Origin of the sequence: Allobosea sp. CS1GBMeth4 (assembly GCF_900185715.1) — a bacterium.
In the GTDB taxonomy this organism is placed as follows: Bacteria; Pseudomonadota; Alphaproteobacteria; order Rhizobiales; family Beijerinckiaceae; genus Allobosea.
In genome coordinates, this window is record NZ_FYAS01000025.1 from 275,876 (window position 1) to 298,199 (window position 22,324).

Here is a 22,324-nt window from a genome sequence, read left to right on the forward strand (position 1 = left end):
ACCGGCGCTCACGCTTCGCCGACCGTCTCCAGCAGCGCGCCTTCGAGCGCCTCGCGAGCGTTCTTGCCGGCCCAGACCACGAACTGGAAGGCCTGGTAATAGCGCTCGCAGGCGTCGATCGCCGCCTTGATCAGGCCCGCGGCCTGTTCCTCGGTCGGCTCCGCGCCGCCGGAGAGCAGCAGGGCGTGGCGGTACATCACCACGTTCTCGCGGCTCCACAGGTCGAAATGCCCGAGCCAGAGCTGCTCGTTGACCAGGCTGACGAGATTCATGACCTCGCTGCGCCGCCGATCCGGCACCCTCAGATCGAAGGCGCAGGCGATGTGGAGCGACTCGACTTCCGAGAGCCAGGTGATCGCGACATGGTAATCGGCCCAGCCGCCGGTGACCGAGACGGAGAGCTCGTCGTCGCTGTCGCGATCGAAGCTCCAATCGTTCAGCGAGGCGAGGCGTTCGACGAGATCGAGAGGGTTCGAGGGGCGTTCGGTTTCGGTATCCAGATCAAGGTCCATCATGCCCAGGGTCCAACAGCCGTCCACCGACACTGATGTCAGGCACGGCCTGTTCGAGAACGGGAACACGGCGACTGGAAAAGCGTAAGGCACACAACCCGACCAGGAGAGCGCCTGCGCACTCTCCGCTTCACCGGCCGGCCCCGGACGGGACCCACCGACGAATCACCTCTCTTCATCGACGATAGCTCAGGCGAGTCCGGAGCCCTAACAGAACCTGCGCGGTCCTGACGGAACCCTTCGGCACCCGATACGCAACGCAGGCTCGGCGGATTCGACGCCGGCCTCAATCCCCCTGGGGGACTGTCCACAGCGGGAACGCTCCGGCTCACGGCCCGGTCGTCTTGCCCTCGGGCTTCGCCTCGGACCCGGCCTCGAGCGCGGCCAGCCGGGCCGCGAGCCTGTCGTTCTCCTCGCGCGCCAGCAGCGCCATTTCGCGCACCGCCTCGAATTCCTCGCGCGTCACCACGTCGAGATCGCGCAGCAGCCGCTCGATCTGGGTCTTGATCACCGTCTCGACCTCGCGGCGCACGCCCTGCGCCGCGCCGGCCGCATCGGTCGCCAGCCGGGCGATGTCGTCGAGGATGCGGTTGGACGTGCTGACCATCGGAGCTCTCCGGCGGGCGCCCCATGCGCCTTGACCGTGATATGGCGAAGGAGCGGCCGCAGTGCAATCGCCGGGCGCGGCAAGCCCGTTTCGGCCTCGCCCTGACCTATCTGGACCTGACGGATCGTTGCGCCTAAAACGAACGCCGCAGGGAAGACCGGGAGCCGGATTCGACGAAGCCGCCTCCCGCTCGAAGACCGAGACCGCCGATCGCCTTGCACATGCAGGCCGATCCGGACGGGCTCGAGCAATCCGAGCCCAAACAAGCGGGCGGGAGGCGTCATGTCGGTTCGTTCTTACGGCCTCGTTCTGGGGCCGATCGCTGCGCTTGCGTTCGCAGGCTGCCAGGAAACCACCACCGCCGCGCGGCCGAAGGTCGACGCCCCCGGCGTGCCGGTCTCGGTCCAGAGCATCTCCGGCGCGCCCGACCAGGTGACGGCGCATTTCGCCGGCCTGCTCGGCGAAGCCGCCGCGGAGCGGAAGATGGAGATCGTGCCGGGCGACAAGCCTGCCCGCTTCCGCGTGCGCGGCTATCTCACCGCCCAGCCGACCGAGGACGGCCAGACCGCCCTGGCCTTCGTCTGGGACGTCTATGACGAGAGCAAGAAGCGCGCCCAGCGCGTCCAGGGCGAGAGCCTCGGCCGGCGCGGCGGCGGCTCCGATCCCTGGGCCGGCATCGACCAGACGATCGTCGCCAAGGCCGCCTCCGAATCGGCCGACGCGATCGCGAGCTTCCTCACGACGGCGCCGGCGCCCGAACCGAAGCCCGAGGCCAGGACCAGGACGCGCACCGCCCAGGCCGAGCCGGACAAGAAGCGCTGAGCGTCGCAGGGCACGCGCCCTCGTCGCGAGGGAGAGCCCGAGGTGGAGCGGGAATGACGGAGCGGCTCCGACGAGAGCCTCCTTCCGGCTTCCCGCGGAACGTGTGGCGCCTTCGGGTGCAGTGCAGCATTTGCATGGGGACGCCGCGCCTGCTCGGTCGACTCGGCGTCATCACGCTGTTATGAGCCGTTCGAAACTGAGCCGCCCCGCTTGGGCGGCTTGCCTTTATCTGTGTTTCGGGTGCAGCCGGCATGGCCTCCTCCTTCAAAGTCGTCGCCGGCAACTCCAACCGCCCGCTCGCCGAAGCCATCTGCAACCACCTCGACGTACCGCTCGCCCGGGCCCAGGTCCGCCGCTTCGCCGACATGGAGATCTTCGTCGAGATTCAGGAGAACGTCCGCGGCCAGGACGTCTTCGTCATCCAGTCGACCTCCTTCCCGACCAACGACCATTTGATGGAGCTGCTGATCATCGTCGACGCGCTGCGCCGCTCCTCGGCGCGCCGCATCACGGCGGTGATCCCCTATTTCGGCTATGCGCGGCAGGACCGGCGCGCCTCCGGCCGCACCCCGATCTCGGCCAAGCTCGTCGCCAACCTGATCACCCATGCCGGCGTCGACCGCGTGCTGACGCTCGACCTGCACGCCGGCCAGATCCAGGGCTTCTTCGACATCCCGACCGACAACCTGTTCGGCGCCCCGCTGATGGCGCGCGACATCAAGGACCGGCTCGAATGGAGGAACGCCATGGTCGTCTCGCCCGATGTCGGCGGCGTCGTCCGGGCCCGCGCGCTCGCCAAGCGCATCGATGCGCCGCTCGCCATCGTCGACAAGCGCCGCGACCGGCCCGGCGAGTCGGAGGTGATGAACATCATCGGCTCGGTCGAGGGCCGCTCCTGCATCCTGCTCGACGACATCGTCGATTCCGGCGGCACGCTGGTGAATGCCGCCGAGGCCCTGCTCGAACAGGGCGCCAAGGAAGTCTACGCCTACATCACCCATGGCGTGCTCTCCGGCGGCGCGGTGGCGCGCATCGCCTCCTCCAAGCTCAAGGAGCTGGTGATCACCGATTCAATCATGCCGACCGAGGCCGTGAAGGTGGCGCGCAACATCCGCGTCATCTCCATCGCCGGCCTGATGGGCGAGGCGATCGAGCGCACGGCGAGCGAGTCGAGCGTCTCCAGCCTGTTCGACTGACGGAGCGGCCCGATGACGGCCGGTCCGAACCGCGCCCTCGTCCTCTTCTCCGGCGGCCAGGATTCCACCGTCGCGCTGGCCTGGGCGCTCGCGCGCTTCGAGACCGTCGAGACCGTCGGCTTCGACTACGGCCAGCGCCATCGCATCGAGCTGGCCTGCCGCGAGACGATCCGGGCCAGATTGCCAGGGCTGTCGCCGGTCTATGCGCAACGCCTCGGCCCGGACCACCTGCTCGACCTGAGGACGCTCGGCGCGATCTCCGACACCGCGCTGACCAGCGAGAGCGAGATCGCCTTCGCCGAGACGGGCCTGCCGACCACCTTCGTCCCCGGCCGAAACCTGATCTTCCTGACCTTCGCGGCGGCGCTCGCCTATCGCCGCCATGCCAGGCACATCGTCCTCGGCGTCTGCGAGACCGACTATTCCGGCTATCCCGACTGCCGCGACGACACGATCAAGGCGATGCAGGTCGCACTCGGCCTCGGACTCGACCGCAGGCTCGTGCTGCACACGCCGCTGATGTGGCGCGACAAGGCCCAGACCTTCGCCCTGGCGCGCGCCCTCGGCGGCGACGCCCTGCTCGAGCTGGTGGTCGAGGAGAGCCATAGCTGCTATCTCGGCGATCGAACCAGACGGCATCCCTGGGGCTATGGCTGCGGCCATTGCCCGGCCTGCGACTTGCGGGCCAGGGGCTTTGCGGCCTATGAGGCCTCGCCGGACGACAGCGGACCGAACCATGACGATTGATCGGCAGCGCCAGATCGAGGGCTACGTCGCCCTCACTCTCTTTACTCTCACCATCCCGCTCGCCAACTGGCTGATCGGTCATGTCGGCACGGTCTGCGTGCCGGACGGGCCCTGCCTCGTGCCGGTCGCGCCCGGAATCAAGGCACCGAGCGGCGTGCTGATGGTCGGGCTCGCGCTGGTCCTGCGCGACATCGTCCAGCGCCGGCTCGGCGCCATGGCCGGCCTCGGCGCGATCGCGATCGGCGCGCTGATCTCCGCGCTGCTGGCGCCGCCGGCCATCGTGCTGGCCTCGACCGCGGCCTTCCTGCTCTCCGAGCTCGCCGACTTCGCTGTCTATACCCCGCTCCAGCGCCGCAACTTCGTCGCGGCCGTGGCGGCGTCCAGCATTCTGGGCCTCGTCGTCGACAGCATCGTCTTCCTCTGGCTCGCCTTCGGCAGCCTGGACTTCCTCTCGGGCCAGATCATCGGCAAGGCCTGGATGGTGCTGCTGGCGCTGCCGCTGATGCATCTGCTGCGGCGGCGCGACGAGCGGATCGGCCTGTCACCGGCCTGAGAATCGAAAGCCGACAATTCGACCCAAGCCCGCAACCGCGGCTTCACGTCCCACGGGCATAATGGCACGTCTTCGCCCACAGAGTGCCGCTATGCACCGTCAGGATTCCATCGAGCGTCTGCAGGCCCTGCAAAACGCAATCCTGGAATCGATCGCGCGCGGGGAGACTCTGGCGGCGGTCATGACCTCCCTGTGCGAGCGTGTCGAGGCACTCGCCCCAGGCGTGGTCTGCTCCGTCGTCGCCGTCGATGGCGACTTCAGGCTGCGGCCGCTGGCGGCGCCGAGCCTGCCGCGCGCCTATGGCGAGGCCATCGACGGGATCCCCATCGGCCCCCGCGTCGGCTCCTGCGGCACGGCGATCTATTGCAAGGAGCCGGTCGAGGTGACCGATATCGCGAGCGATCCCTATTGGGAGGGCTATCGCGAGCTCGCGCTGCCGCTCGGCCTGCGGGCCTGCTGGTCCAGCCCCATTGCGGCCGGAGACGGCCGCGTCGTCGGCAGCTTCGCCTTCTACTATCGCGAGATGCGCGGCGCGACGCCGCTCGAGCGCCGCATCGTCGAGACCTGCGTGCATCTGTGCGCCATCGCGATCGAGCATGAGGAGGTGACCGCGCGCAGCCATCGCCTCGCCTATTTCGACACGCTGACCGGCCTGCCGAACCGCGCCCGCTTCAACGAGGCGATCGCCCAGGCGACCAGCCGCCCCGCCTCCCGCTTCGGGCTGATGCTGATCGACATCGACCACCTCAAGGCGGTCAACGACACCATGGGTCACGCCGTCGGCGACCGGCTGATCGAGACCGTCGGCTCGCGCCTGGCCGCCGCGGTTCCGGACGGCGCGGCGTTCAGGATCGGCGGCGACGAGTTCGCCGTCCTGCTCCCCGGCTGCGACAGGGCGATGCGGCTGCGCGCCATGGCCGGCAGCATTCTCGCCGCGATGAACGCTCCTGTCGATTGCGAGGGAACGACCCTCGTCCCCAGCGTGACCATCGGGGCCGTCCTCGCCGGGCAAGACGGCGCCGACAGCGTGACCTTGCGTCAGAACGCCGATTTCGCGCTCTACCACGCCAAGGAGACCCGGCGCGGCGGCTATGTCCGCTTCAAGGGCGGCCTGCGCACCTCGATGACACGTCGCATCCAGACGATCCGGACGGTGGACGACGCGCTCGGCGCCGGGCGCCTCGTTCCCTATTATCAGCCGATCCTGCGGCTCGACAGCAGGGAGGTCGTCGGCGTGGAGGCCCTGGCGCGGCTGCGCCTCGACGACGGCCGCGTCGTGGCGGCCGGCGAGTTCCAGGACGCGCTGCTCGATCCCAAGCTCGGCTATCGCATTTCCAGCCAGATGCTGGCGGCTGTCGCCGCCGACATGGCGCAATGGCTGCGCGAGGGCACGCCGATCCCCTATGTCGGCCTCAACGTGTCCTCCGCCGACTTCCACAAGGGCGACCTCGCCCCGCGCATCGTCAGGGCCTTCGAGCGGGCGCAGGTGCCGCTCGAGCATCTCGTCGTCGAGATCACCGAACAGGTCATCATGGGCGGCCGGCGCGACGGCATCGCCCGCACCATGGCGGCGCTGCGCGAGCGCGGCATCCTGTTCGCACTCGACGATTTCGGCACCGGCTTCGCATCGCTCACCCATCTGCTCGATTTCCCGGTGGACACGATCAAGATCGACCGCTCCTTCATCGCCGGGCTCGAGGACTGCGCCAAGAACGGCGCCATCGTCGAGGCGCTGATCGGCATCGCCAGCCGGCTGGGCATGCGGATCGTCGCCGAGGGCATCGAGAACGAGAGCCAGGCGCGCCGCCTGATGGCAATGGGGTGCCGCCTCGGCCAGGGCTATCACTATTCCAGGCCGATGCCGGCGGAGACCGTCGCCGCCTTCGTCGGCAGCTTCGCCCGCTCGGTTCCGCTCGCAATGCCGCGCCCGGCCGCCACGGCAGCCTGACCGGCCGCGGACTTGAGATTGCCGGCGGTTTCGCCTATGAGCTTGGCCGCGCTCCACTGACACCCTTGGAGGCAGGGGCGCGGATCACACTGGCCGCCGGCAGGCGGCCATGTCTTTTAAGAGCTAAGGACCATACACATGACCGCCATGAAGCAGATCCAGGCTTCGGCGCGCGCCCAGGTCGGCAAGGGGGCCGCCCGGGAAGTTCGTCGCCAAGGCCTCACGCCCGCCGTCATCTACGGCGGCGGCGAAGCGCCCCAGGCCATCGCGCTCGATGCCAACAAGACCCGCCTGATGATCTATGCGGGCCACTTCCTGACCACGCTGTTCGAGATCGAGGTCGACGGCAAGAAGACGCGCGTCATTCCGCGCGACTACCAGCTCGACCCGGTCAAGGACTTCCCGATCCACGTCGACTTCCTGCGTGTCGCCGCCGGCCAGACCATCAAGGTCGAGGTTCCCGTTCACGTCGTCGGCCAGGATCAGTCGCCCGGCCTGAAGAATGGCGGCACGCTGCAGATCGTCGAGCATTCGGTCGAGATCGAAGTCGCTCCCGAGAGCATCCCCGAATTCATCGAGGTCTCGGTCGCCGGTCTCGAGGTCGGCGACACGCTGCACAGCACGGCCGTCAAGCTGCCCGCCGGCGTGACCATGACCGCCCGCGAGGACCTGACTCTCGTCACCATCGTGCCGCCGACGGTCGAGGCCGAGGAGCCTGCGGCCGGCGAGGCCGAAGGCGAAGCCGCCAAGGCCTGAGCCTGTCCTTCGCCGCTCGGCGAAGCCAAGGGACGGCCGGGCATGCCCGGCCGTTTTGCTTTGAGGATATGCTCCGGAGCCCGTTCCGATCAGCTTGCACCGCAAGCTGATCGGAACGGGCTCTAAGCAAAAAGCGAGAGACGGCTTCACCGATCGGATTGAGTCAATCTGATCGAATCAGGCTCTAAACTGCTGGAATCGATCACGTTGCCCGAATGCAGCGTGATTGCGCGGATATCGAACGATGCTGATCTTCGCCGGACTCGGCAATCCAGGCCCCCGCTATGCCCGCAATCGCCACAATATCGGCTTCATGGCGGTGGCGGCGATCGCGCGCGCCGTGCGCGCCGCGCCTTGGCGGGGCCGTTTCCAGGGCCAGGCCTGCGAGGCCGTGATCGGCGGCGAGAAGGCGCTGCTGCTGCTGCCGCAGACCTATATGAACGAGTCGGGCCGCTCGATCGGCGAGGCGGCACGCTTCTTCAAGGTCGCCCCGGCCGACGTGATCGTCTTCCATGACGAGCTCGACCTGCCGCCGGCCAAGCTGCGGGTGAAGCTCGGCGGCGGCAATGCCGGCCATAACGGCCTGCGCTCGACCACCGCCGCGATCGGCAACGATTACCGCCGGGTGCGGATGGGCATCGGCCATCCCGGCGACAAGGCTCTGGTCCACGCCTATGTGCTGAACGATTTCGGCAAGGCCGAGGAGCCCTGGGTCGAGGACCTGTGCACCGCCTGCGCCGACAATGCCGGGCTGCTCGCCGGCCATGACGATGCCGGCTTCCAGAACAAGGTGCACCTGTTCATGGAGGCGCGCGGCCACGGCGCCGTGAAGCGCCTCGGCGAGAAGGCGACCGATTGATCACGGGATTGTCGCACGGCGAGGGCCGGGCTATCTGCCGATCAACCTTCGAGAACGAAAGACCACCATGGGCTTCAAATGCGGAATCGTCGGCCTGCCGAATGTCGGCAAGTCGACCCTGTTCAACGCGCTGACGCAAACGGCGGCCGCCCAGGCGGCCAACTATCCCTTCTGCACGATCGAGCCGAATGTCGGCGACGTCGCGGTGCCGGACGAGCGGCTGGAGCAGCTCGCCGCGATCGCCGGCTCGAAGGAGATCATCCCGACGCGGCTGACCTTCGTCGACATCGCCGGCCTCGTCCGCGGCGCGTCGAAGGGCGAGGGCCTCGGCAACCAATTCCTCGCCAATATTCGCGAATGCGACGCGATCGCCCATGTCGTGCGCTGCTTCGAGGATAGCGACATCACCCATGTCGAGGGCAAGATCGCGCCGATCGCCGACATCGAGACGATCGAGACCGAGCTGATGCTCGCCGATCTCGAAAGCCTGGAAAAGCGCGTCCTGCCGCTGGAGAAGAAGGCCAAGTCGGGCGACAAGGAAGCCAAGGAGGCGGTCGACCTGATGAACCGCTGCCTCGTGCTGCTGCGCGAGGGCAAGCCCGCCCGCCTCGTCCAGCTCGCCGCCGAGGAGCGCCGCGCCTTCGAGATGCTCGGCCTGCTCTCGTCGAAGCCCGTCCTCTATGTCTGCAATGTCGAGGAGGCCAGCGCCGACAAGGGCAACGCCTTCTCCGACCAGGTCAAGGCGCGGGCCGCGCAGGAGGGCGCGGTCGCCGTCGTCGTCTCGGCCAAGATCGAGAGCGAGATCGCCGTGCTGCCGGCTGCCGACCAGAGGGACTATCTGGAAGCCGTCGGCCTCGCCGAGCCCGGCCTCAACCGCGTGATCCGCGCCGGCTATGCCCTGCTCAACCTCGTGACCTATTTCACGGTCGGGCCCAAGGAGGCCCGCGCCTGGACCATCGAGAAGGGCACCAAGGGGCCGCAGGCCGCCGGCGTGATCCATAGCGATTTCGAGAAGGGCTACATCCGCGCCGAGACCATCGCCTTCGACGACTACGTCGCGCACAAGGGCGAGAGCGGCGCGCGCGAGGCCGGCAAGTTCCGGCTCGAGGGCAAGGACTATGTCGTCGCCGATGGCGACGTGCTGCATTTCCGCTTCGCCAACTGAGCCCGCGGCACCGGAGCGGACACGCTCCGGTCCTGCGCCGGCGGCTTCCGGACTGTGCGCGTTTTCGGCTCGATCGCGCGGAAGCCGGCGAGCAGAATGCGGACCCGGGCAACGAGATGGGACCGATGCTCTACTTCGAGGACTTCGCCACCGGCTCCGTCTCGGACTACGGCTCGATCGCCGTGCCGCAGAGCGACATCGTCGCCTATGCGAGCCGCTTCGACGCGCAGGACTTCCACATCGATCCGGACAAGGCGAAGGCCAGCTTCGTCGGTTCGCTGATAGCCTCCGGCTGGCACAGCTGCGCCCTGCTGATGCGGCTGGTGGCGGAGGCCTTCCTCCTCGACTCCACCTCGATGGGCTCGCCGGGCGTCGAGGAGGTGAAATGGCTGCGCCCGGTACGGCCCGGCGATGTGCTCGGCCTGCGCTGGAGCGTGCTGGAGACCAAGGAATCGCGCTCCCGCCCGGAAATGGGGCTGGTGAAATTCCGCTTCGAACTGCTGAACCAGCGCGGCGAGCCGGTGGTCGAGCAGAACAACTGGGTGATGTTCGGCCGTCGCGGTTCCGGCTTCGAGGCGGCGCGCGGCGACTGGCTGAAGCACGAGGCCGCCTATGAGCCGCCGCTGGCGGCCTCCGCGGTCGAGCCCCCCGCCGGGCAGACGGCCCCTGCCCGCTTCTTCGAGGACCTCGTCATCGGGCAGACCCATGAGCTCGGCAGCCTCGTCTTCACGCCGGAGGAGATCGTCGCCTTCGCCCGCTCCTTCGACCCGCAGCCTTTCCACATGGACGAGGAGGCCGCGCGCAGGAGCTCCTTCGGCGGCCTCTGCGCCTCGGGCTGGCACACGGCCGCCGGCTGGATGGCGGCGATGGTCAGCCACCGGCGACGCCAGGAGGCGGCGCTCGCGCCCGGCGCCGCGCCGCGGCTCGGTCCCTCGCCCGGCTTCAAGAACCTGCGCTGGCTGAAGCCGGTCTATGCCGGCGACCGCATCACCTACTACTCGGCCGTCGCCGACAAGCGCCCGAGCTTCTCGCGGCCCGAATGGGGCCTGTTCTTCCACCACAACACCGGCGTCAACCAGAAGGGCGAGACGGTGCTGAGCTTCGATGGCTGCGTCTTCATCGAGCGCCGCAGCTGATCAGCCGGCGATGCGCCGGATCGCCGGCGGCGGGTCCGCCCTCTCGATGCGATCGCGGCCATTGCGCTTGGCGGCATAGAGCGCTGCGTCGGCGCTGGCATAGAGCCCGGTATCGTCCACCGGTCCCTCCGCGGCGCAGATCCCGATCGATACGGTCACGCCGGTGAGGTCGGCATGGAGCGTGCGCCACGGCACCAGGGCCAGGGCCCGGCGGATGGCGGCGGCCATCTCGTCGGCAACCCCGACCTGAACGCCGGCGAGCAGGATGCCGAACTCCTCGCCCCCGATCCGGGCTACCAGCGCCGAGGCAGGCGCCGCCTGGGCGGCGACGACATCGGCGATGGTCTTGAGGCAGCCGTCCCCGACGAGATGGCCGAAGCGATCGTTGATCGTCTTGAAGTGGTCGACGTCGATCATCATCAGCGTCAGCGGCTGCCGGCGCGCCGCCTCCTCCGCAAGGCCTGCGACGAAGCGGCGGCGATTGGCGAGTCCGGTCAGCCCGTCCGTCTCGGCGAGTTCCGCCAGGGCCGCATTGGCGCGCCGCAGCGCCTCCTGGGCTTCGAGCAGCTCGATCTGCTGACGCTTTGCGAGGGTGATGTCCGCATGCGTGAAGAAGCTGAGGCCGCCCGTGCTGTGCCGGGCGATCAGCCTGAGCCAGCGCTGACCCGGCAATTCGATCTCGAAGGGCACGCCGTCATAGCGCAGTCCGTTGCTGATCGCCGCGCGCCAGGCGCCGGCCGGCGGCGCCCCGCGCCAGCACCAGCTGATGATCTCGTCCAGAGTACGGCCGACGACCGGAGTGCCGCTCGGCAGATCGTAGAGCCGCCGGAAGGCGTTGTTGGCGGCGATCACCCGCTCCTTCGCATCGAGGATCGTCGCGCCGTCCGGAATGAAGCGCAACGCATCCATCACCGGCAGCGCCGGCTCGGCAGCGGCGTCCGCGTCGCTCTCGAACTCCTGCCGCTGCCACAGGCGCACGCGCCCGCCATCCGGGGACGGCAGCGAGAACGCCCGCAGCTTGCGGCCGTTGTGGATGAATTCGAAGGGCTGGGTCTGGTTCTCGTGCCGCGCCACGCCTTCCGCCACATGGCGTGCGATCTCGGGCATGTCCTCTGGCGGGAGACGGTGGCGATAGAAGCGCAGCAGATTGTCGGCATAGGGTTCGCCGACATAGATCTCGCCGTCGTCCTCGGGGAAGAACTGCAGGAAGGTCCGGTTCCAGCACAGGGTCCGCATCTGCGCATCGTATTCGCAAGCGCCGATACCGAGGGCGTCCAGCGAATCGAGCAGATAGCGCGAGAGCTTCATCCTTAGGTCATGCCGGAGAGCCGTTAACAACCGGTGAGATCGGTTTCCAAGATCAGCCGACCTTTCCGTAACCGGCGAACTTCGCCGAGACCCGCTCCATCTCGGCTGCGTCCAGAATGACGGGCTCAAGCCCGCTGGCGAGCAGGTCGAGATACTGCCCCGCGAGATTCTCGACCTCGGCCGCGATCGTGTGGGCGCCCGCGAGCGTCGCACCGAGCGCGATCACGCCGTGATTGGCGAGCAGCACCGCCTTGCGGCCCGCCAGCGCCGCGACCGCGTTCGCCGCCAGCTCGGGGGAACCGAAGGTGGCGTAGTCGGCGCAGCGCACATCGGCGCCGCCGCAGAGAGCGATCATGTAGTGGAAGGCCGGGATCCCGCGCCGCGCGCAGGAGAGCGCCGTGGCGCGCGGCGAATGCGTGTGGACGATCGCCTGCGCGTCCGGCCGCGCCTTGTAGATGGCGACATGGAACGGCCATTCGGACGACGGCTTGCGGCTGCCGCTCAGCACCGTCCCGTCGAGCGCGAGATGGATCAGGTCCTCGGCCTTCGTTTGCGCATAGGGCAGTCCCGACGGCGTGATCAGCAGCCCGTCGCCGAACCTCGCCGAGACATTGCCTGACTTCGACGGGCAGAAGCCGGCCTTGTCGATCGCCTGCGCGACGGCGACGATCTCTTCACGCAGTCTCAACTCGCTCATGCCGCCATACCGCTCGACCGTTCGGGGAAGAGTTTCGCCAGCCCCTCGGCGCTCGCCGGCGCGATGCCGCGCTCGGTGATCAGCGCGGTGACGAGCCGCGCCGGCGTGACGTCGAAGGCCGGGTTGCGCGCCTTGCTGCCGGGCGCCGCGACCTGGAAGAAGCCGGTGCGGCCGTCCTCGCCCTGGCCGAACAGATGCGTGACCTCGCGCTCGCCGCGCTCCTCGATCGGGATCTCGGCCAGCCCGTCCCGAAGCGTCCAGTCGATCGTCGGCGAGGGCAGCGCCACATAGAACGGCACGCCGTTGTCCTTCGCTGCCAGCGCCTTGAGATAGGTGCCGATCTTGTTGGCGACGTCGCCCGTCGCGGTGGTGCGGTCGGTGCCGACGATCACCATGTCGACCGCGCCGTGCTGCATCAGATGGCCGCCGGCATTGTCGACGATCACGGCATGCGGCACGCCATGGCTGCCGAGCTCGTAAGCCGTCAACGCCGCGCCCTGGTTGCGCGGCCGCGTCTCGTCGACGAGGACATGGACCGGGATGCCGGCATCATGCGCCAGGTAGATCGGCGCCAGCGCCGTGCCCCAGTCGACGGTGGCGAGCCAGCCGGCATTGCAATGGGTGAGGATGTTGACCGGCTGCCCCGCTGGCTTGCGCGCCGCGATCTCGCGGATCAGGCCGAGGCCGTGCTCGCCGATGGCGCGGCAGAGCGCGACATCCTCGTCGCAGATCGCGCCCGCCTCGGCATAGGCCGCCGCGACCCGCCGGGCCTGCGGCAGATCGGCCAGGCGCCTGCGCATCCGCGCCAGCGCCCAGTGCAGGTTGACCGCCGTCGGGCGGGTGGCACCCAGCAGCGCCAGCGCCTGCTCCAGGGCGGCGTCGGAGGCGTCGGCCCGCAGCGCCAGCGCCACGCCATACGCCGCCGTCGCGCCGATCAGCGGCGCGCCGCGTACCGTCATCCGGCGGATCGCATCCGCCGCCTCATCCGCGGTCGCCAGCCTCACCGTCTCGAAGTGGAAGGGCAGCCGCGTCTGGTCGATGACGACGACGCCCCAGCCATCCGCGTCGAGCCAGATCGTCCGGTAATGGCGCCCGCCGATCCTCATCGCCTCAATGCCCGGCGAAGGCGACGAGCGTGCGCACCGGCACGCCGAGCCGCCTGATCCTGTCGGCGCCGCCGAGATCGGGCAGGTCGACGATGAAGCAGGCGGCGACGACCTCGGCCCCGAGCTGCGAGAGCAGCTTCACCGCCGCCTCGGCCGTACCGCCGGTGGCGACGAGATCGTCGACCAGCAGGACGCGCTCGCCCGGCGAGACCGCATCCTTGTGCACCTCGATCTCGTCGGAGCCGTATTCGAGCGAATAGGGCATGGCGACGGTCGCGTGCGGCAGCTTGCCCTTCTTGCGCACCGGCACGAAGCCGGCCGAGAGCTGGTGCGCCACCGCGCCGCCGAGGATGAAGCCGCGCGCCTCGATGCCGGCGATCTTGGCGATCTTCAGCCCGGCGAAGGGCTGCACCAGCTCGTCGACCGCGCGGCGGAAGGCGCGCGCGTCGCCGAGCAGTGTGGTGATGTCGCGGAACTGGATTCCCGGCGCCGGATGATCGGGGATCGTCCGGATCGCATTCTTCAGATCGGCGAGCGCGCTGCGGTCCATCGCGAAACGTCCATAGGCTGTGGCGGCCCGTCTTAGCGCAAGCGCTCGGCGCACGGAACCACATCGTCATTCCGGGGCGGCGCGAAGCGCCGAGCCCGGAACCCATGAACACGACAGCCACCCATGAAGAGGCGGCGATCGCTATGACCTATATGGAAAATCGGTGTTCATGGGTTCCGGGCTCAGGCCTGTCGGCCTGCCCCGGAATGCCGGGGAGATCCGCTCAGCCCTGCATCTTCAGCACCCGCCCGGCCACCGCGTCGAGCTTCGCCACGAGCTCCGGATTGCGAAATTCCGGCGCGGTGACGATGGCGAAGTCGAGGGCGTTGTGCGAGCCCGCTGGGCAAGGCTCGCGCTCGCGCGGGAAGTCGGCGGCGAGCCGCGCCACCAGCCGGCGCGCCTTGTCGGCATTGGCGTGCAGCACGGCGACGACCGCGGCGACGTCGACCGGGCCATGCTCCTCGTGCCAGCAGTCATAGTCGGTCACCATGGCGACGGTGGCATAGGTGATCTCGGCCTCGCGCGCGAGCTTGGCCTCCGGCATCGCTGTCATGCCGATCAGGTCGTAGCCGAGGTTCTTATAGGTCAGCGATTCAGCCAGCGTCGAGAATTGCGGGCCCTCCATGGTGACGAGCGTGCCGCCGCGAACGAATGGCAGATCCTCCGCGACTGCCGCGGCCGCGATGCGCTCCTGCAAGGCGGGACCCACCGGATGCGCCACCGAGACATGCGCGACGCAGCCCCTGCCGAAGAAGGAGCCGGCGCGTCCGGCCGTGCGGTCGACGAACTGGTCGACCAGGACGAACAGGCCGGGATAGAGCTCGGACTTGTAGGAGCCGCAGGCCGAGAGCGAGACGAGGTCGGTCACCCCGGCGCGCTTCAGCACGTCGATATTGGCGCGGTAGTTGATCGCGTCGGGCGGGATCGCATGGCCGCGGCCGTGGCGCGGCAGGAAGACGATCTTCGTCTCTCCCATCCGCCCGATCCTGAGCACGTCGGAGGGCTCGCCCCAGGGGCTCTCGATCCGCTCCTCGCGCAAATCGGCGAGCCCCGGCAGGTCGTAAATGCCGGAGCCGCCGATGATGCCCAGAACCGCTTCAGCCATGTCGGGTCTCCGATGATTGCCGGATAAGGATCGCGATTCGTGACAGCCGTAACACGGCAGCGCACGCGATCGAACGCTGTCGTCCCGGGCCGTGGAACCATATCGTCATTCTCGGGCGCCGCGCGGCGAGCCCGGAACCCAGGCACACGACGATCGCCCCTGAAGGCGCAGTAGTCGCCGTGCTGTGTTCGGCAAAGGCAGTGTTCACGGGTTCCGGGCTCAGGCGCTCGGCCAGCCCCGGAAAGACGGGAGAGTTCCGCGCACGAACGAAAAAGGGCCCCGTTTCCGGGGCCCCTCTCGAACTCACGTGCCGCTCAGTGCGCCGAGGCGTGGTCGGGCAGGCGCGACCAGATCTTCTTCTTGGTGAAGTAGAGCAGGCCGGCGAAGAGAGCGAGGAAGATCATCACCTGCAGGCCCATGCGCTTGCGCGCCTCGAGATGCGGCTCGGCCATCCACACCAGGAAGGCGGAGACGTCCTTGGCATACTGCTCGACGGTCTCCGGCACCGGCGACTTGCCGTCCGGCCCCTTCGGATACTCGACCTGGCCGTCGTTCAGCGGCTTCGGCATCGCGATCAGGTGACCCGGCATGTAGGTGTTGTAGTTCTGCCCCGGCAGCAGCGGCGGGAAGCCCTGCGGCGGCTCGGCGTAGCCGGTCAGCAGCGCGGTGATGTAGTCCGGCCCCTGCTCCTGGTACTGGGTGAAGATGTCGAAGACGAACTTCGGGAAGCCGCGCTCATAGGTGCGCGCCTTGGCCAGCACCGACATGTCCGGCGGATAGGCGCCGCCATTGGCCGCGCGCGCCGCCTGCTCGTTCGGGAACGGCGACGGGAAGGCGTCGGCCGGGCGGCCGGGGCGCTCGAACATCTCGCCCGAATCGTTCGGCCCGTCCTTGATCTGGTAGGTCTGCGCCAGCGCCTCGACCTGCGAGGTCGTGAAGCCCGGCCCGCCCGGCTGCGCCAGGTTGCGGAACCGGATCAGGCTCATCGCATGACAGTTGGCGCAGACTTCCTTGACGACCTTGAAGCCGCGCTGGAGCTGGGCCTGGTCGAACTTGCCGAACGGCCCGGAGAAGGACCAGCTCTGCGCCGGCGGCTTGACCACGTCGCCGGCCGCGAAGGCCGGGCCGACGGCGAGCGCGAGGCCTGCGGCGAGGCCGGCGAGCGACAGGCGGAGGGACATCTTGGTCATGGTCTCGTTCAGCCCTTGGCCTGCGGTTCCGAAGCGGTGGCGTGGGCGAGGCGCGCGCCCGAGCCGCCGAGCACCGAGTCGGCGATGGAGGTCGGCAGCTGGGCCGGCCGTTCGAAGATGCCGATCAGCGCCAGCGCCACGAAGAAGCCGAAATACAGCACCGTCAGGATGCGCGAGATGGTGACATAGGGCTCGTCCGCGGGCATGGCGCCGAGATAGCCGAGCCCGATGCAGACCAGCACGAACATCCAGAAGAACTGGCGCGCGATCGGCCGGTAGGTCATCGACTTGACCTTGGAGGTGTCGATCCACGGCAGGAAGGCGAGGATCACGATCGCGCCGCCCATGGCGAGGACGCCGCCGAGCTTGTCGGGAATGGCGCGCAGGATCGCGTAGAAGGGCAGGAAATACCATTCCGGCACGATGTGGGCGGGCGTCGCCGCAGGATTGGCCGGGATGTAGTTGTCGGCATGGCCCATGAAGTTCGGCTGGTAGAACACGAACCAGGCGAAGACCAGCATGAACAGGACCATGCCGAACAGGTCCTTGATCGTCGCATAAGGCGTGAACGGCACGGTATCCTTGCGCACGTCCTTCACCTCGACGCCGGTCGGATTGTTCTGGCCGACATGGTGCAGCGCCCAGATGTGCAGCACGACGACGCCCGCGATCATGAACGGCAGCAGGAAGTGCAGCGAGAAGAAGCGGTTCAGCGTCGGGTTGTCGACCGAGTAGCCGCCCCACAGGAAGGTGACGATCGTCTCGCCGATCACCGGCAGCGCCGAGAACAGGTTGGTGATGACGGTCGCGCCCCAGAAGGACATCTGGCCCCAGGGCAAAACGTAGCCCATGAAGGCGGTTGCCATCATCAGCAGGAAGATGATCACGCCGAGGATCCACAGCACCTCGCGCGGCGCCTTGTACGAGCCGTAGTAGAGGCCGCGGAAGATGTGGACGTAGACGGCGACGAAGAACATCGAGGCGCCGTTGGAGTGCAGATAGCGCAGCAGCCAGCCGAAGTTCACGTCGCGCATGATGTGCTCGACGGAGTTGAACGCCATGTTGGCGTTCGGCGTGTAGTGCATCGCCAGGATCACGCCGGTGATGATTTGCGCCACCAGCATGAACACGAGGATGCCGCCGAAGGTCCACAGCAGGTTGAGATTGCGCGGCACCGGGTAGGAAACGCCCGCATCGTGCATCAGCCGCACGATCGGCAGGCGCGCATCGAGCCAGCGCTCGATCCCCGTCTTCGGTTGGTAGGTGCTGTGACCGCTCATGCTGCTCGCCTCAAGCTCTCTCAAATCCGCCCGATGCCGTCTTCGCCTGCTTCCAGAGAGGCTCAGCCGATCTTGATCTTGGTGTCCGCGGTGAACGCATAGGGCGGCACCGGCAGGTTCAGCGGCGCGGGACCCTTGCGGATGCGGCCGGAGGAATCGTAGTGCGAGCCGTGGCACGGGCAGAACCAGCCGTCGAACTCGCCCTTCGGCTCGCCCGGCGAGCTGCCGAGCGGCACGCAGCCGAGATGGGTGCAGCTGCCGTAGACGACGAGATACTGCTCGTGCCCGGCCTTGGTGCGCTGCTCGTCGCTCTGCGGATCGCGCAGCGTCGCGACGTTGACGGCCTTGGCCTCGTCGATCTCCTTCTTGGAGCGATGACGTACGAAGATCAGCTTGCCGCGCCAGAACAGCTTGATCGCCTGGCCTTCCGCGATCGGGGCGAGGTCGAGGTCGATCGGCGCGCCGGCGGCGACGGTCTGCGCGTCCGGCGCCAGCTGGCCGATCAGCGGGATCACGACGGCCGCGGCGCCGACGGCGCCGAAGGCGCCGGTGGTCAGCATCAGAAAGTCGCGGCGGGTGGGTTCGGTGCCAGTCGTATCGGTCGCGTGCGCCACGATCCAGTTCCCTGCTCGGCTGCCGGCCTGGCCGGCTGAAACACAATCACGCGCCCTGACGGGGACGCGGGCGTGGAACCGCCTTCCGGCGGCGCGTCGCCTGCCGCGCTCTTTGGCATGCAGTTTTGACGAAGTCTACTGTCGCGCGTGCCGCAGCCCACTGCATCGCAGCAAAGCCGCCGTGCAGCCGGCTCAGGCCGGAATTCTGTCGCTGTCGGCGAGCGCCAGGAACCCGCCGGACTGGCGCGCCCACAGCCTGGCATAGAGCCCGCCGCGCCGGACCAGCTCGTCATGGCTGCCCATGTCCACGATCCGGCCCCTGTCGAGCACGATCAGCCGGTCGAGCGCGGCGATGGTGGAGAGCCGGTGCGCGATGGCGATCACCGTCTTGCCCTCCATCAATGTGGAAAGCTGCGCCTGGATCTCGGCCTCCACCTCCGAATCGAGCGCCGAGGTCGCTTCGTCGAGGATCAGGATCGGCGCGTCCTTGAGCAGCACGCGGGCGATCGCGATGCGCTGGCGCTGGCCGCCGGACAGCTTCACGCCGCGTTCGCCGACGCGCGAATCGAAGCCCTGGCGGCCATCCTGGTCGGTGAGGCCGAGGACGAATTCGTGCGCCGCGGCGCGCCGGGCGGCCGCGGCGATCTCCTCCGGAGTCGCGCCGACGCGGCCATAGGCGATGTTGTCGCCGATCGAGCGATGCAGCAGCGAATTGTCCTGCGTCACCATGCCGATCTGGCTGCGCAGCGATTCCTGCGTCACGCGGGCGATGTCCTGCCCATCGATCAGGATCCGGCCGGCATCGAGCGGGTAGAGCCGCAGCAGAAGGTTGACCAGCGTCGACTTGCCGGCGCCGGACGGGCCGACCAGCCCGACCTTCTCGCCCGGCCGGATCTCGAGGTCGAGGTCCTCGAACAGGCCGAGCGGCTTGCCGTAGTTGAAGCGGACATGCTCGAAGCGCACGCCGCCCTGCGTCACCTTCAGCGGCTGCGCATCCGGCGCGTCGGGCAGGTCGTGCGGCTTGGCGATCGTCTCCATGCTCTCCTGCACCGAGCCGATGTTCTCGAAGATGCCGCGCACCAGATGGATCAGCCAGCTCGACATCTGCACGAGCCGCAGCACGAGGCCGATCGCGGCGGCGACCGCCCCGGGCGTCATCTCGCCCTGGGCCCACAGATGCAGGCAGAGCCAGGCCGTCGCCACCACCAGCAGGCTGTTCATCGTCTGCAGGATGACGCTGACGCCGGTGATGAGCCGCGACAGGCTGAGGAAGGACGCATTCCAGCGCGTCAGCGCGTCGCGCACCGCGGAGCGCTCCGCATCGGCGCGGGCGAAGAGCTTGACCGTCAGGATATTGGTGTAGGCGTCGACGATCCGGCCGGTCGTGCTGGAGCGTCCGAGCGAGTTCGCCTCCGAGCGCTTCTTGGCGCGTGGCACGAAATAGACCAGCAGCGCGACATAGGCCGCCAGCCACAGCACCACCGGCATGGCGAGCCAGGGGCTGACCCCGCCGAAGAAGCCGATCGCGACCGAGGCGAAGACCAGCGCGTACCAGAGGTCGTCGATCACCTCGATCGTCGCGCCGCGGATCGCCTGCCCGGCCTGGATCACCCGCGCCGAGAGCCGGCCGGCGAAATCGTTCTGGAAGTAGGAGAGCGCGTGGCCGAGCGTGTAGACATGGTTGCGCCAGCGGATCTGGTTGGTGATCTGCGGCACCACCACCTGGTCGACGATGGCGTGGTTGGCGAAATAGATCAGCGGCCGCACCACTGTGACCAGGATCGCGGCGCCGATCAGCAGCCAGCCCTGCTCGGCGAAGACCTGCTCCGGCGAGTTCCGGGACAGCAGGTCCACGAACCAGCCCACCATCAGGTACATCGCCGCCTCGATGCCGGAGAAGCCGAGGCCGGTCAGCATGATCAGGGCCATCCAGGCCTTCACGCCCTTGATGTGGTGCCACATGAAGCGGAACACGCCGGTCGGCGGCGTCTCGCGCTCGTCGAAGGGCGCGAATACGTCGATGCGGCTCTCGAGGAAGCGGAAGAGCGGGGCGAACATGGAGCTGTGATCGCCCTCCTCGGGCCGCGCGGCGACGACTGACGCCTCGCTATATGGGTCCGCCGCCGGGTGAAGGCCAGAGCATGGCCGCGCCCCGGCTTGACGGCCGTCGCGCGCTCGCCACATGACGCCAGCCATGCTGCGCCTCGCCCTCTACCAACCCGACATACCGCAGAACGCCGGCACCATGATTCGCCTGGCCGCCTGCCTCGGCGTCGCCGTCGACATCGTCGAGCCCGCCGCCTTCGACGTCTCCGACCGCCACTTCCGCCGGTCGGGCATGGACTACATCGAGCGCGCGGCGGTGACGCGCCACGATTCCTTCCGCGCCTTCGAGGCCTGGCGGCGGGAGGCCGGCCGGCGCCTCGTCCTCGCCGAGACGGACGGGGCCAGCACCCATACCGGCTTCGCCTTCCGGCCGGGCGACATCGTCATGGTCGGCCGTGAATCCGCCGGCGTGCCGCCGGAGGTCTATGCGGCGGCCGAGGCGAGCGTGCACGTTCCGATGCGCCGCGACTTGCGTTCACTCAATGTCGCCGTCGCCGCAGCGATGGTAGTGGGCGAGGCGCTGCGCCAGCTGCACGGCTATCCGGCGGCTGGCGAGTAGCTACTATGCCCTCCAGTCGAAGGGGGGACGCTATGAAGAAACGGGTCTCGTCGATCTTGATCGCATTGCTTGCGCTCGAGCCATGGATCACCCTGCCGGCGCAAGCCAAGGGCGGCCGCTTCCTGGGCAGCCTCATCGGCGGCGCGGGGCGTGCGGCCGCACGTAGCGTGGGCGGCACCGCCATCAAGAGCTATGGCCCCAACGTCCTGACGGTCGAGCAGTTGAAGACCTGCCTGACCAAGGCTGCCACACTCGACAAGGACAGCGAAAGCCTGTCGACCGAACAGGTCAGGCTGTCCGCGGCGAAAACGGAATTGGAGGCGGGCGAGAGAGAGCTGGAGCAGAAAAAGGCCAAGCTCAACCGCTCTAGGAAAAGCGAAGTCGACCGTTACAACAAGGACATCACCGCGTACAACACCCGGCTGCAGAACCTGAAAGCGGACCAAGCGGCCTACAACACCAAGGTCGATAACCACAACGCAGGCATTGCAGATTTCAACGGCAACTGCACGAAGTCCTACTACAAGGACGATATGGACCTCGCCAGAACATCCCTGAAACTCGATTAGAGCTCATGTCAACCGACGCCAAACCCGCCGACCCCTCTCCGGACCTCACCACCGTCGAGGCCCTCAAGCCACGCGCGAGCGCCTGGTTCGAGAGCCTGCGCGGTCGCATCTGCGCCGCCTTCGAGGAGATCGAGGCCGATGCGGCGGGCCCCTTCCCGCCCGAGGCCGGCGAGCCCGGCCGCTTCGTCCGCACGCCCTGGCAGCGCACCAACCATGACGGCGCTCCCGGCGGCGGTGGCGTGATGGCGCTGATGTCGGGGCGGGTCTTCGAGAAGGTCGGTGTGCACGTCTCGACCGTGTATGGCAGCTTCGCGCCGGAATTCGCCGCCCAGATCCCCGGCGCCGCCGAGGACCCGCGTTTCCACGCGACCGGCATCTCGCTGATCGCCCATCCCTGGAACCCGCACGCGCCGACCGTGCACATGAACACCCGCTTCGTCGTGACGACGAAGCCCTGGTTCGGCGGCGGAGCCGACCTGACCCCGGTGCTCGAGCGCAGGCGGAGCCAGGACGATCCCGACACGCTCGCCTTCCACGCCGCGATGCGCGGCGCCTGCGAGGCCCATGCCGGCGTCGCCGACTACGGCCGCTTCAAGACCTGGTGCGACGAGTATTTCTTCCTGAAGCACCGCAATGAGCCGCGCGGCATCGGCGGCATCTTCTACGACTATCTGTGGTCGGGCGACCCGGACGCCGATTTCGCCTTCACCAGGGCCGTGGGCGAGGCTTTCCTCGCCATCTATCCGCGCATCCTGCGCGCCAATCTCGCCACGCCCTGGACCGAGGCCGAGCGTCATGAACAGCAGGTCCGCCGCGGCCGCTATGTCGAGTTCAACCTGCTCTACGACCGCGGCACGATCTTCGGCCTGAAGACCGGCGGCAACGTCGCCTCGATCCTGTCCTCGATGCCGCCGACGGTGCGCTGGCCGTAGCCGCCCG

Annotated in this window: 23 protein-coding genes; 12 read left to right on the plus strand and 11 right to left on the minus strand. The window is 68.3% G+C overall.

Going from position 1 to position 22,324, the window contains the following annotated elements; genetic code table 11:
- Nucleotides 1–8: 8 nt before the first annotated feature.
- Together CS1GBM4_RS15100 and CS1GBM4_RS15105 are read right to left on the minus strand one after the other, a co-directional pair.
- The gene (locus CS1GBM4_RS15100) at nucleotides 9–515 is read right to left on the minus strand and encodes a YbjN domain-containing protein (RefSeq protein WP_186419548.1); all 507 of its coding nucleotides are present in this window, start codon (nucleotides 513–515) and stop codon (nucleotides 9–11) included.
- A 325-nt stretch (nucleotides 516–840) separates the two neighbouring features.
- Complete coding sequence (locus CS1GBM4_RS15105) at nucleotides 841–1,119, minus strand: accessory factor UbiK family protein (protein WP_186419549.1); 279 nt, start codon at nucleotides 1,117–1,119, stop codon at nucleotides 841–843.
- Nucleotides 1,120–1,401: 282 nt separating this feature from the next.
- On the opposite strand from CS1GBM4_RS15105, the gene CS1GBM4_RS15110 reads away from it, so the two are divergent.
- From CS1GBM4_RS15110 to CS1GBM4_RS15150, 9 genes are all read left to right on the plus strand, one after another.
- Nucleotides 1,402–1,941: a hypothetical protein gene (locus CS1GBM4_RS15110; protein ID WP_186419550.1), complete on the plus strand. Its 540-nt coding sequence runs from the start codon at nucleotides 1,402–1,404 to the stop codon at nucleotides 1,939–1,941.
- A 251-nt stretch (nucleotides 1,942–2,192) separates the two neighbouring features.
- Entirely contained in the window at nucleotides 2,193–3,137 is a 945-nt protein-coding gene (locus CS1GBM4_RS15115; RefSeq protein ID WP_186419551.1) for a ribose-phosphate pyrophosphokinase, read from the plus strand.
- Nucleotides 3,138–3,149: 12 nt separating this feature from the next.
- Nucleotides 3,150–3,884, plus strand: coding sequence for a 7-cyano-7-deazaguanine synthase QueC (gene queC / locus CS1GBM4_RS15120; RefSeq protein WP_186419552.1), 735 nt, complete (start codon nucleotides 3,150–3,152; stop codon nucleotides 3,882–3,884).
- A complete protein-coding gene (locus CS1GBM4_RS15125) occupies nucleotides 3,874–4,437 on the plus strand; it encodes a VUT family protein (RefSeq protein ID WP_186419553.1) in 564 nt (187 codons plus the stop codon). Before queC ends, CS1GBM4_RS15125 begins: the two co-directional genes overlap by 11 nt.
- A gap of 91 nt (nucleotides 4,438–4,528) precedes the next feature.
- Nucleotides 4,529–6,385, plus strand: coding sequence for an EAL domain-containing protein (locus CS1GBM4_RS15130; RefSeq protein WP_280177720.1), 1,857 nt, complete (start codon nucleotides 4,529–4,531; stop codon nucleotides 6,383–6,385).
- A gap of 138 nt (nucleotides 6,386–6,523) precedes the next feature.
- On the plus strand, nucleotides 6,524–7,141 hold the full coding sequence (locus tag CS1GBM4_RS15135; protein ID WP_186419555.1) for a 50S ribosomal protein L25/general stress protein Ctc: 618 nt from the start codon (nucleotides 6,524–6,526) through the stop codon (nucleotides 7,139–7,141).
- A gap of 244 nt (nucleotides 7,142–7,385) precedes the next feature.
- On the plus strand, nucleotides 7,386–8,000 hold the full coding sequence (pth, locus tag CS1GBM4_RS15140) for an aminoacyl-tRNA hydrolase (protein WP_186419556.1): 615 nt from the start codon (nucleotides 7,386–7,388) through the stop codon (nucleotides 7,998–8,000).
- Between the two features lie 67 nt (nucleotides 8,001–8,067).
- Nucleotides 8,068–9,165 carry a redox-regulated ATPase YchF gene (gene ychF, locus CS1GBM4_RS15145; RefSeq protein ID WP_186419557.1) on the plus strand — a complete coding sequence of 366 codons (1,098 nt, stop codon included), beginning with the start codon at nucleotides 8,068–8,070 and terminating at the stop codon, nucleotides 9,163–9,165.
- Nucleotides 9,166–9,290: 125 nt separating this feature from the next.
- Nucleotides 9,291–10,301, plus strand: a complete 1,011-nt coding sequence (locus CS1GBM4_RS15150) for a MaoC family dehydratase (RefSeq protein WP_186419558.1) — start codon at nucleotides 9,291–9,293, stop codon at nucleotides 10,299–10,301.
- Here the strand turns inward: CS1GBM4_RS15150 and CS1GBM4_RS15155 are convergent, their stop codons facing one another.
- The 9 genes from CS1GBM4_RS15155 to CS1GBM4_RS15195 form a co-directional block, all read right to left on the minus strand.
- Nucleotides 10,302–11,609, minus strand: a complete 1,308-nt coding sequence (locus CS1GBM4_RS15155; RefSeq protein ID WP_186419559.1) for a diguanylate cyclase — start codon at nucleotides 11,607–11,609, stop codon at nucleotides 10,302–10,304.
- A gap of 52 nt (nucleotides 11,610–11,661) precedes the next feature.
- Nucleotides 11,662–12,306 carry a class II aldolase/adducin family protein gene (locus CS1GBM4_RS15160; protein ID WP_186419560.1) on the minus strand — a complete coding sequence of 215 codons (645 nt, stop codon included), beginning with the start codon at nucleotides 12,304–12,306 and terminating at the stop codon, nucleotides 11,662–11,664.
- Complete coding sequence (gene mtnA, locus CS1GBM4_RS15165; protein ID WP_186419561.1) at nucleotides 12,303–13,412, minus strand: S-methyl-5-thioribose-1-phosphate isomerase; 1,110 nt, start codon at nucleotides 13,410–13,412, stop codon at nucleotides 12,303–12,305. Before mtnA ends, CS1GBM4_RS15160 begins: the two co-directional genes overlap by 4 nt.
- Nucleotides 13,413–13,416: 4 nt before the next feature.
- The gene (locus CS1GBM4_RS15170; RefSeq protein WP_186419562.1) at nucleotides 13,417–13,962 is read right to left on the minus strand and encodes an adenine phosphoribosyltransferase; all 546 of its coding nucleotides are present in this window, start codon (nucleotides 13,960–13,962) and stop codon (nucleotides 13,417–13,419) included.
- Nucleotides 13,963–14,185: 223 nt separating this feature from the next.
- Nucleotides 14,186–15,067: an S-methyl-5'-thioadenosine phosphorylase gene (locus CS1GBM4_RS15175; RefSeq protein ID WP_186419563.1), complete on the minus strand. Its 882-nt coding sequence runs from the start codon at nucleotides 15,065–15,067 to the stop codon at nucleotides 14,186–14,188.
- A 314-nt stretch (nucleotides 15,068–15,381) separates the two neighbouring features.
- The gene (locus tag CS1GBM4_RS15180; protein WP_186419564.1) at nucleotides 15,382–16,257 is read right to left on the minus strand and encodes a cytochrome c1; all 876 of its coding nucleotides are present in this window, start codon (nucleotides 16,255–16,257) and stop codon (nucleotides 15,382–15,384) included.
- Nucleotides 16,258–16,265: 8 nt separating this feature from the next.
- On the minus strand, nucleotides 16,266–17,537 hold the full coding sequence (locus CS1GBM4_RS15185) for a cytochrome b/b6 (RefSeq protein ID WP_186419565.1): 1,272 nt from the start codon (nucleotides 17,535–17,537) through the stop codon (nucleotides 16,266–16,268).
- Between the two features lie 62 nt (nucleotides 17,538–17,599).
- Nucleotides 17,600–18,151, minus strand: coding sequence for a ubiquinol-cytochrome c reductase iron-sulfur subunit (gene petA, locus CS1GBM4_RS15190; RefSeq protein ID WP_280177721.1), 552 nt, complete (start codon nucleotides 18,149–18,151; stop codon nucleotides 17,600–17,602).
- A gap of 192 nt (nucleotides 18,152–18,343) precedes the next feature.
- Nucleotides 18,344–20,209, minus strand: a complete 1,866-nt coding sequence (locus tag CS1GBM4_RS15195; protein WP_186419566.1) for an ABC transporter ATP-binding protein — start codon at nucleotides 20,207–20,209, stop codon at nucleotides 18,344–18,346.
- A gap of 136 nt (nucleotides 20,210–20,345) precedes the next feature.
- On the opposite strand from CS1GBM4_RS15195, the gene CS1GBM4_RS15200 reads away from it, so the two are divergent.
- The 3 genes from CS1GBM4_RS15200 to hemF are packed head-to-tail and all read left to right on the plus strand — an operon-like array spanning nucleotide 20,346 to nucleotide 22,317.
- Nucleotides 20,346–20,816 (plus strand): TrmH family RNA methyltransferase, encoded by a 471-nt coding sequence (locus CS1GBM4_RS15200; RefSeq protein ID WP_186419567.1) that lies wholly within the window; start codon nucleotides 20,346–20,348, stop codon nucleotides 20,814–20,816.
- A 32-nt stretch (nucleotides 20,817–20,848) separates the two neighbouring features.
- Nucleotides 20,849–21,385: a hypothetical protein gene (locus tag CS1GBM4_RS15205; protein WP_186419568.1), complete on the plus strand. Its 537-nt coding sequence runs from the start codon at nucleotides 20,849–20,851 to the stop codon at nucleotides 21,383–21,385.
- 5 nt (nucleotides 21,386–21,390) lie between these two features.
- A complete protein-coding gene (gene hemF, locus CS1GBM4_RS15210; protein WP_186419569.1) occupies nucleotides 21,391–22,317 on the plus strand; it encodes an oxygen-dependent coproporphyrinogen oxidase in 927 nt (308 codons plus the stop codon).
- Nucleotides 22,318–22,324: the final 7 nt, after the last annotated feature.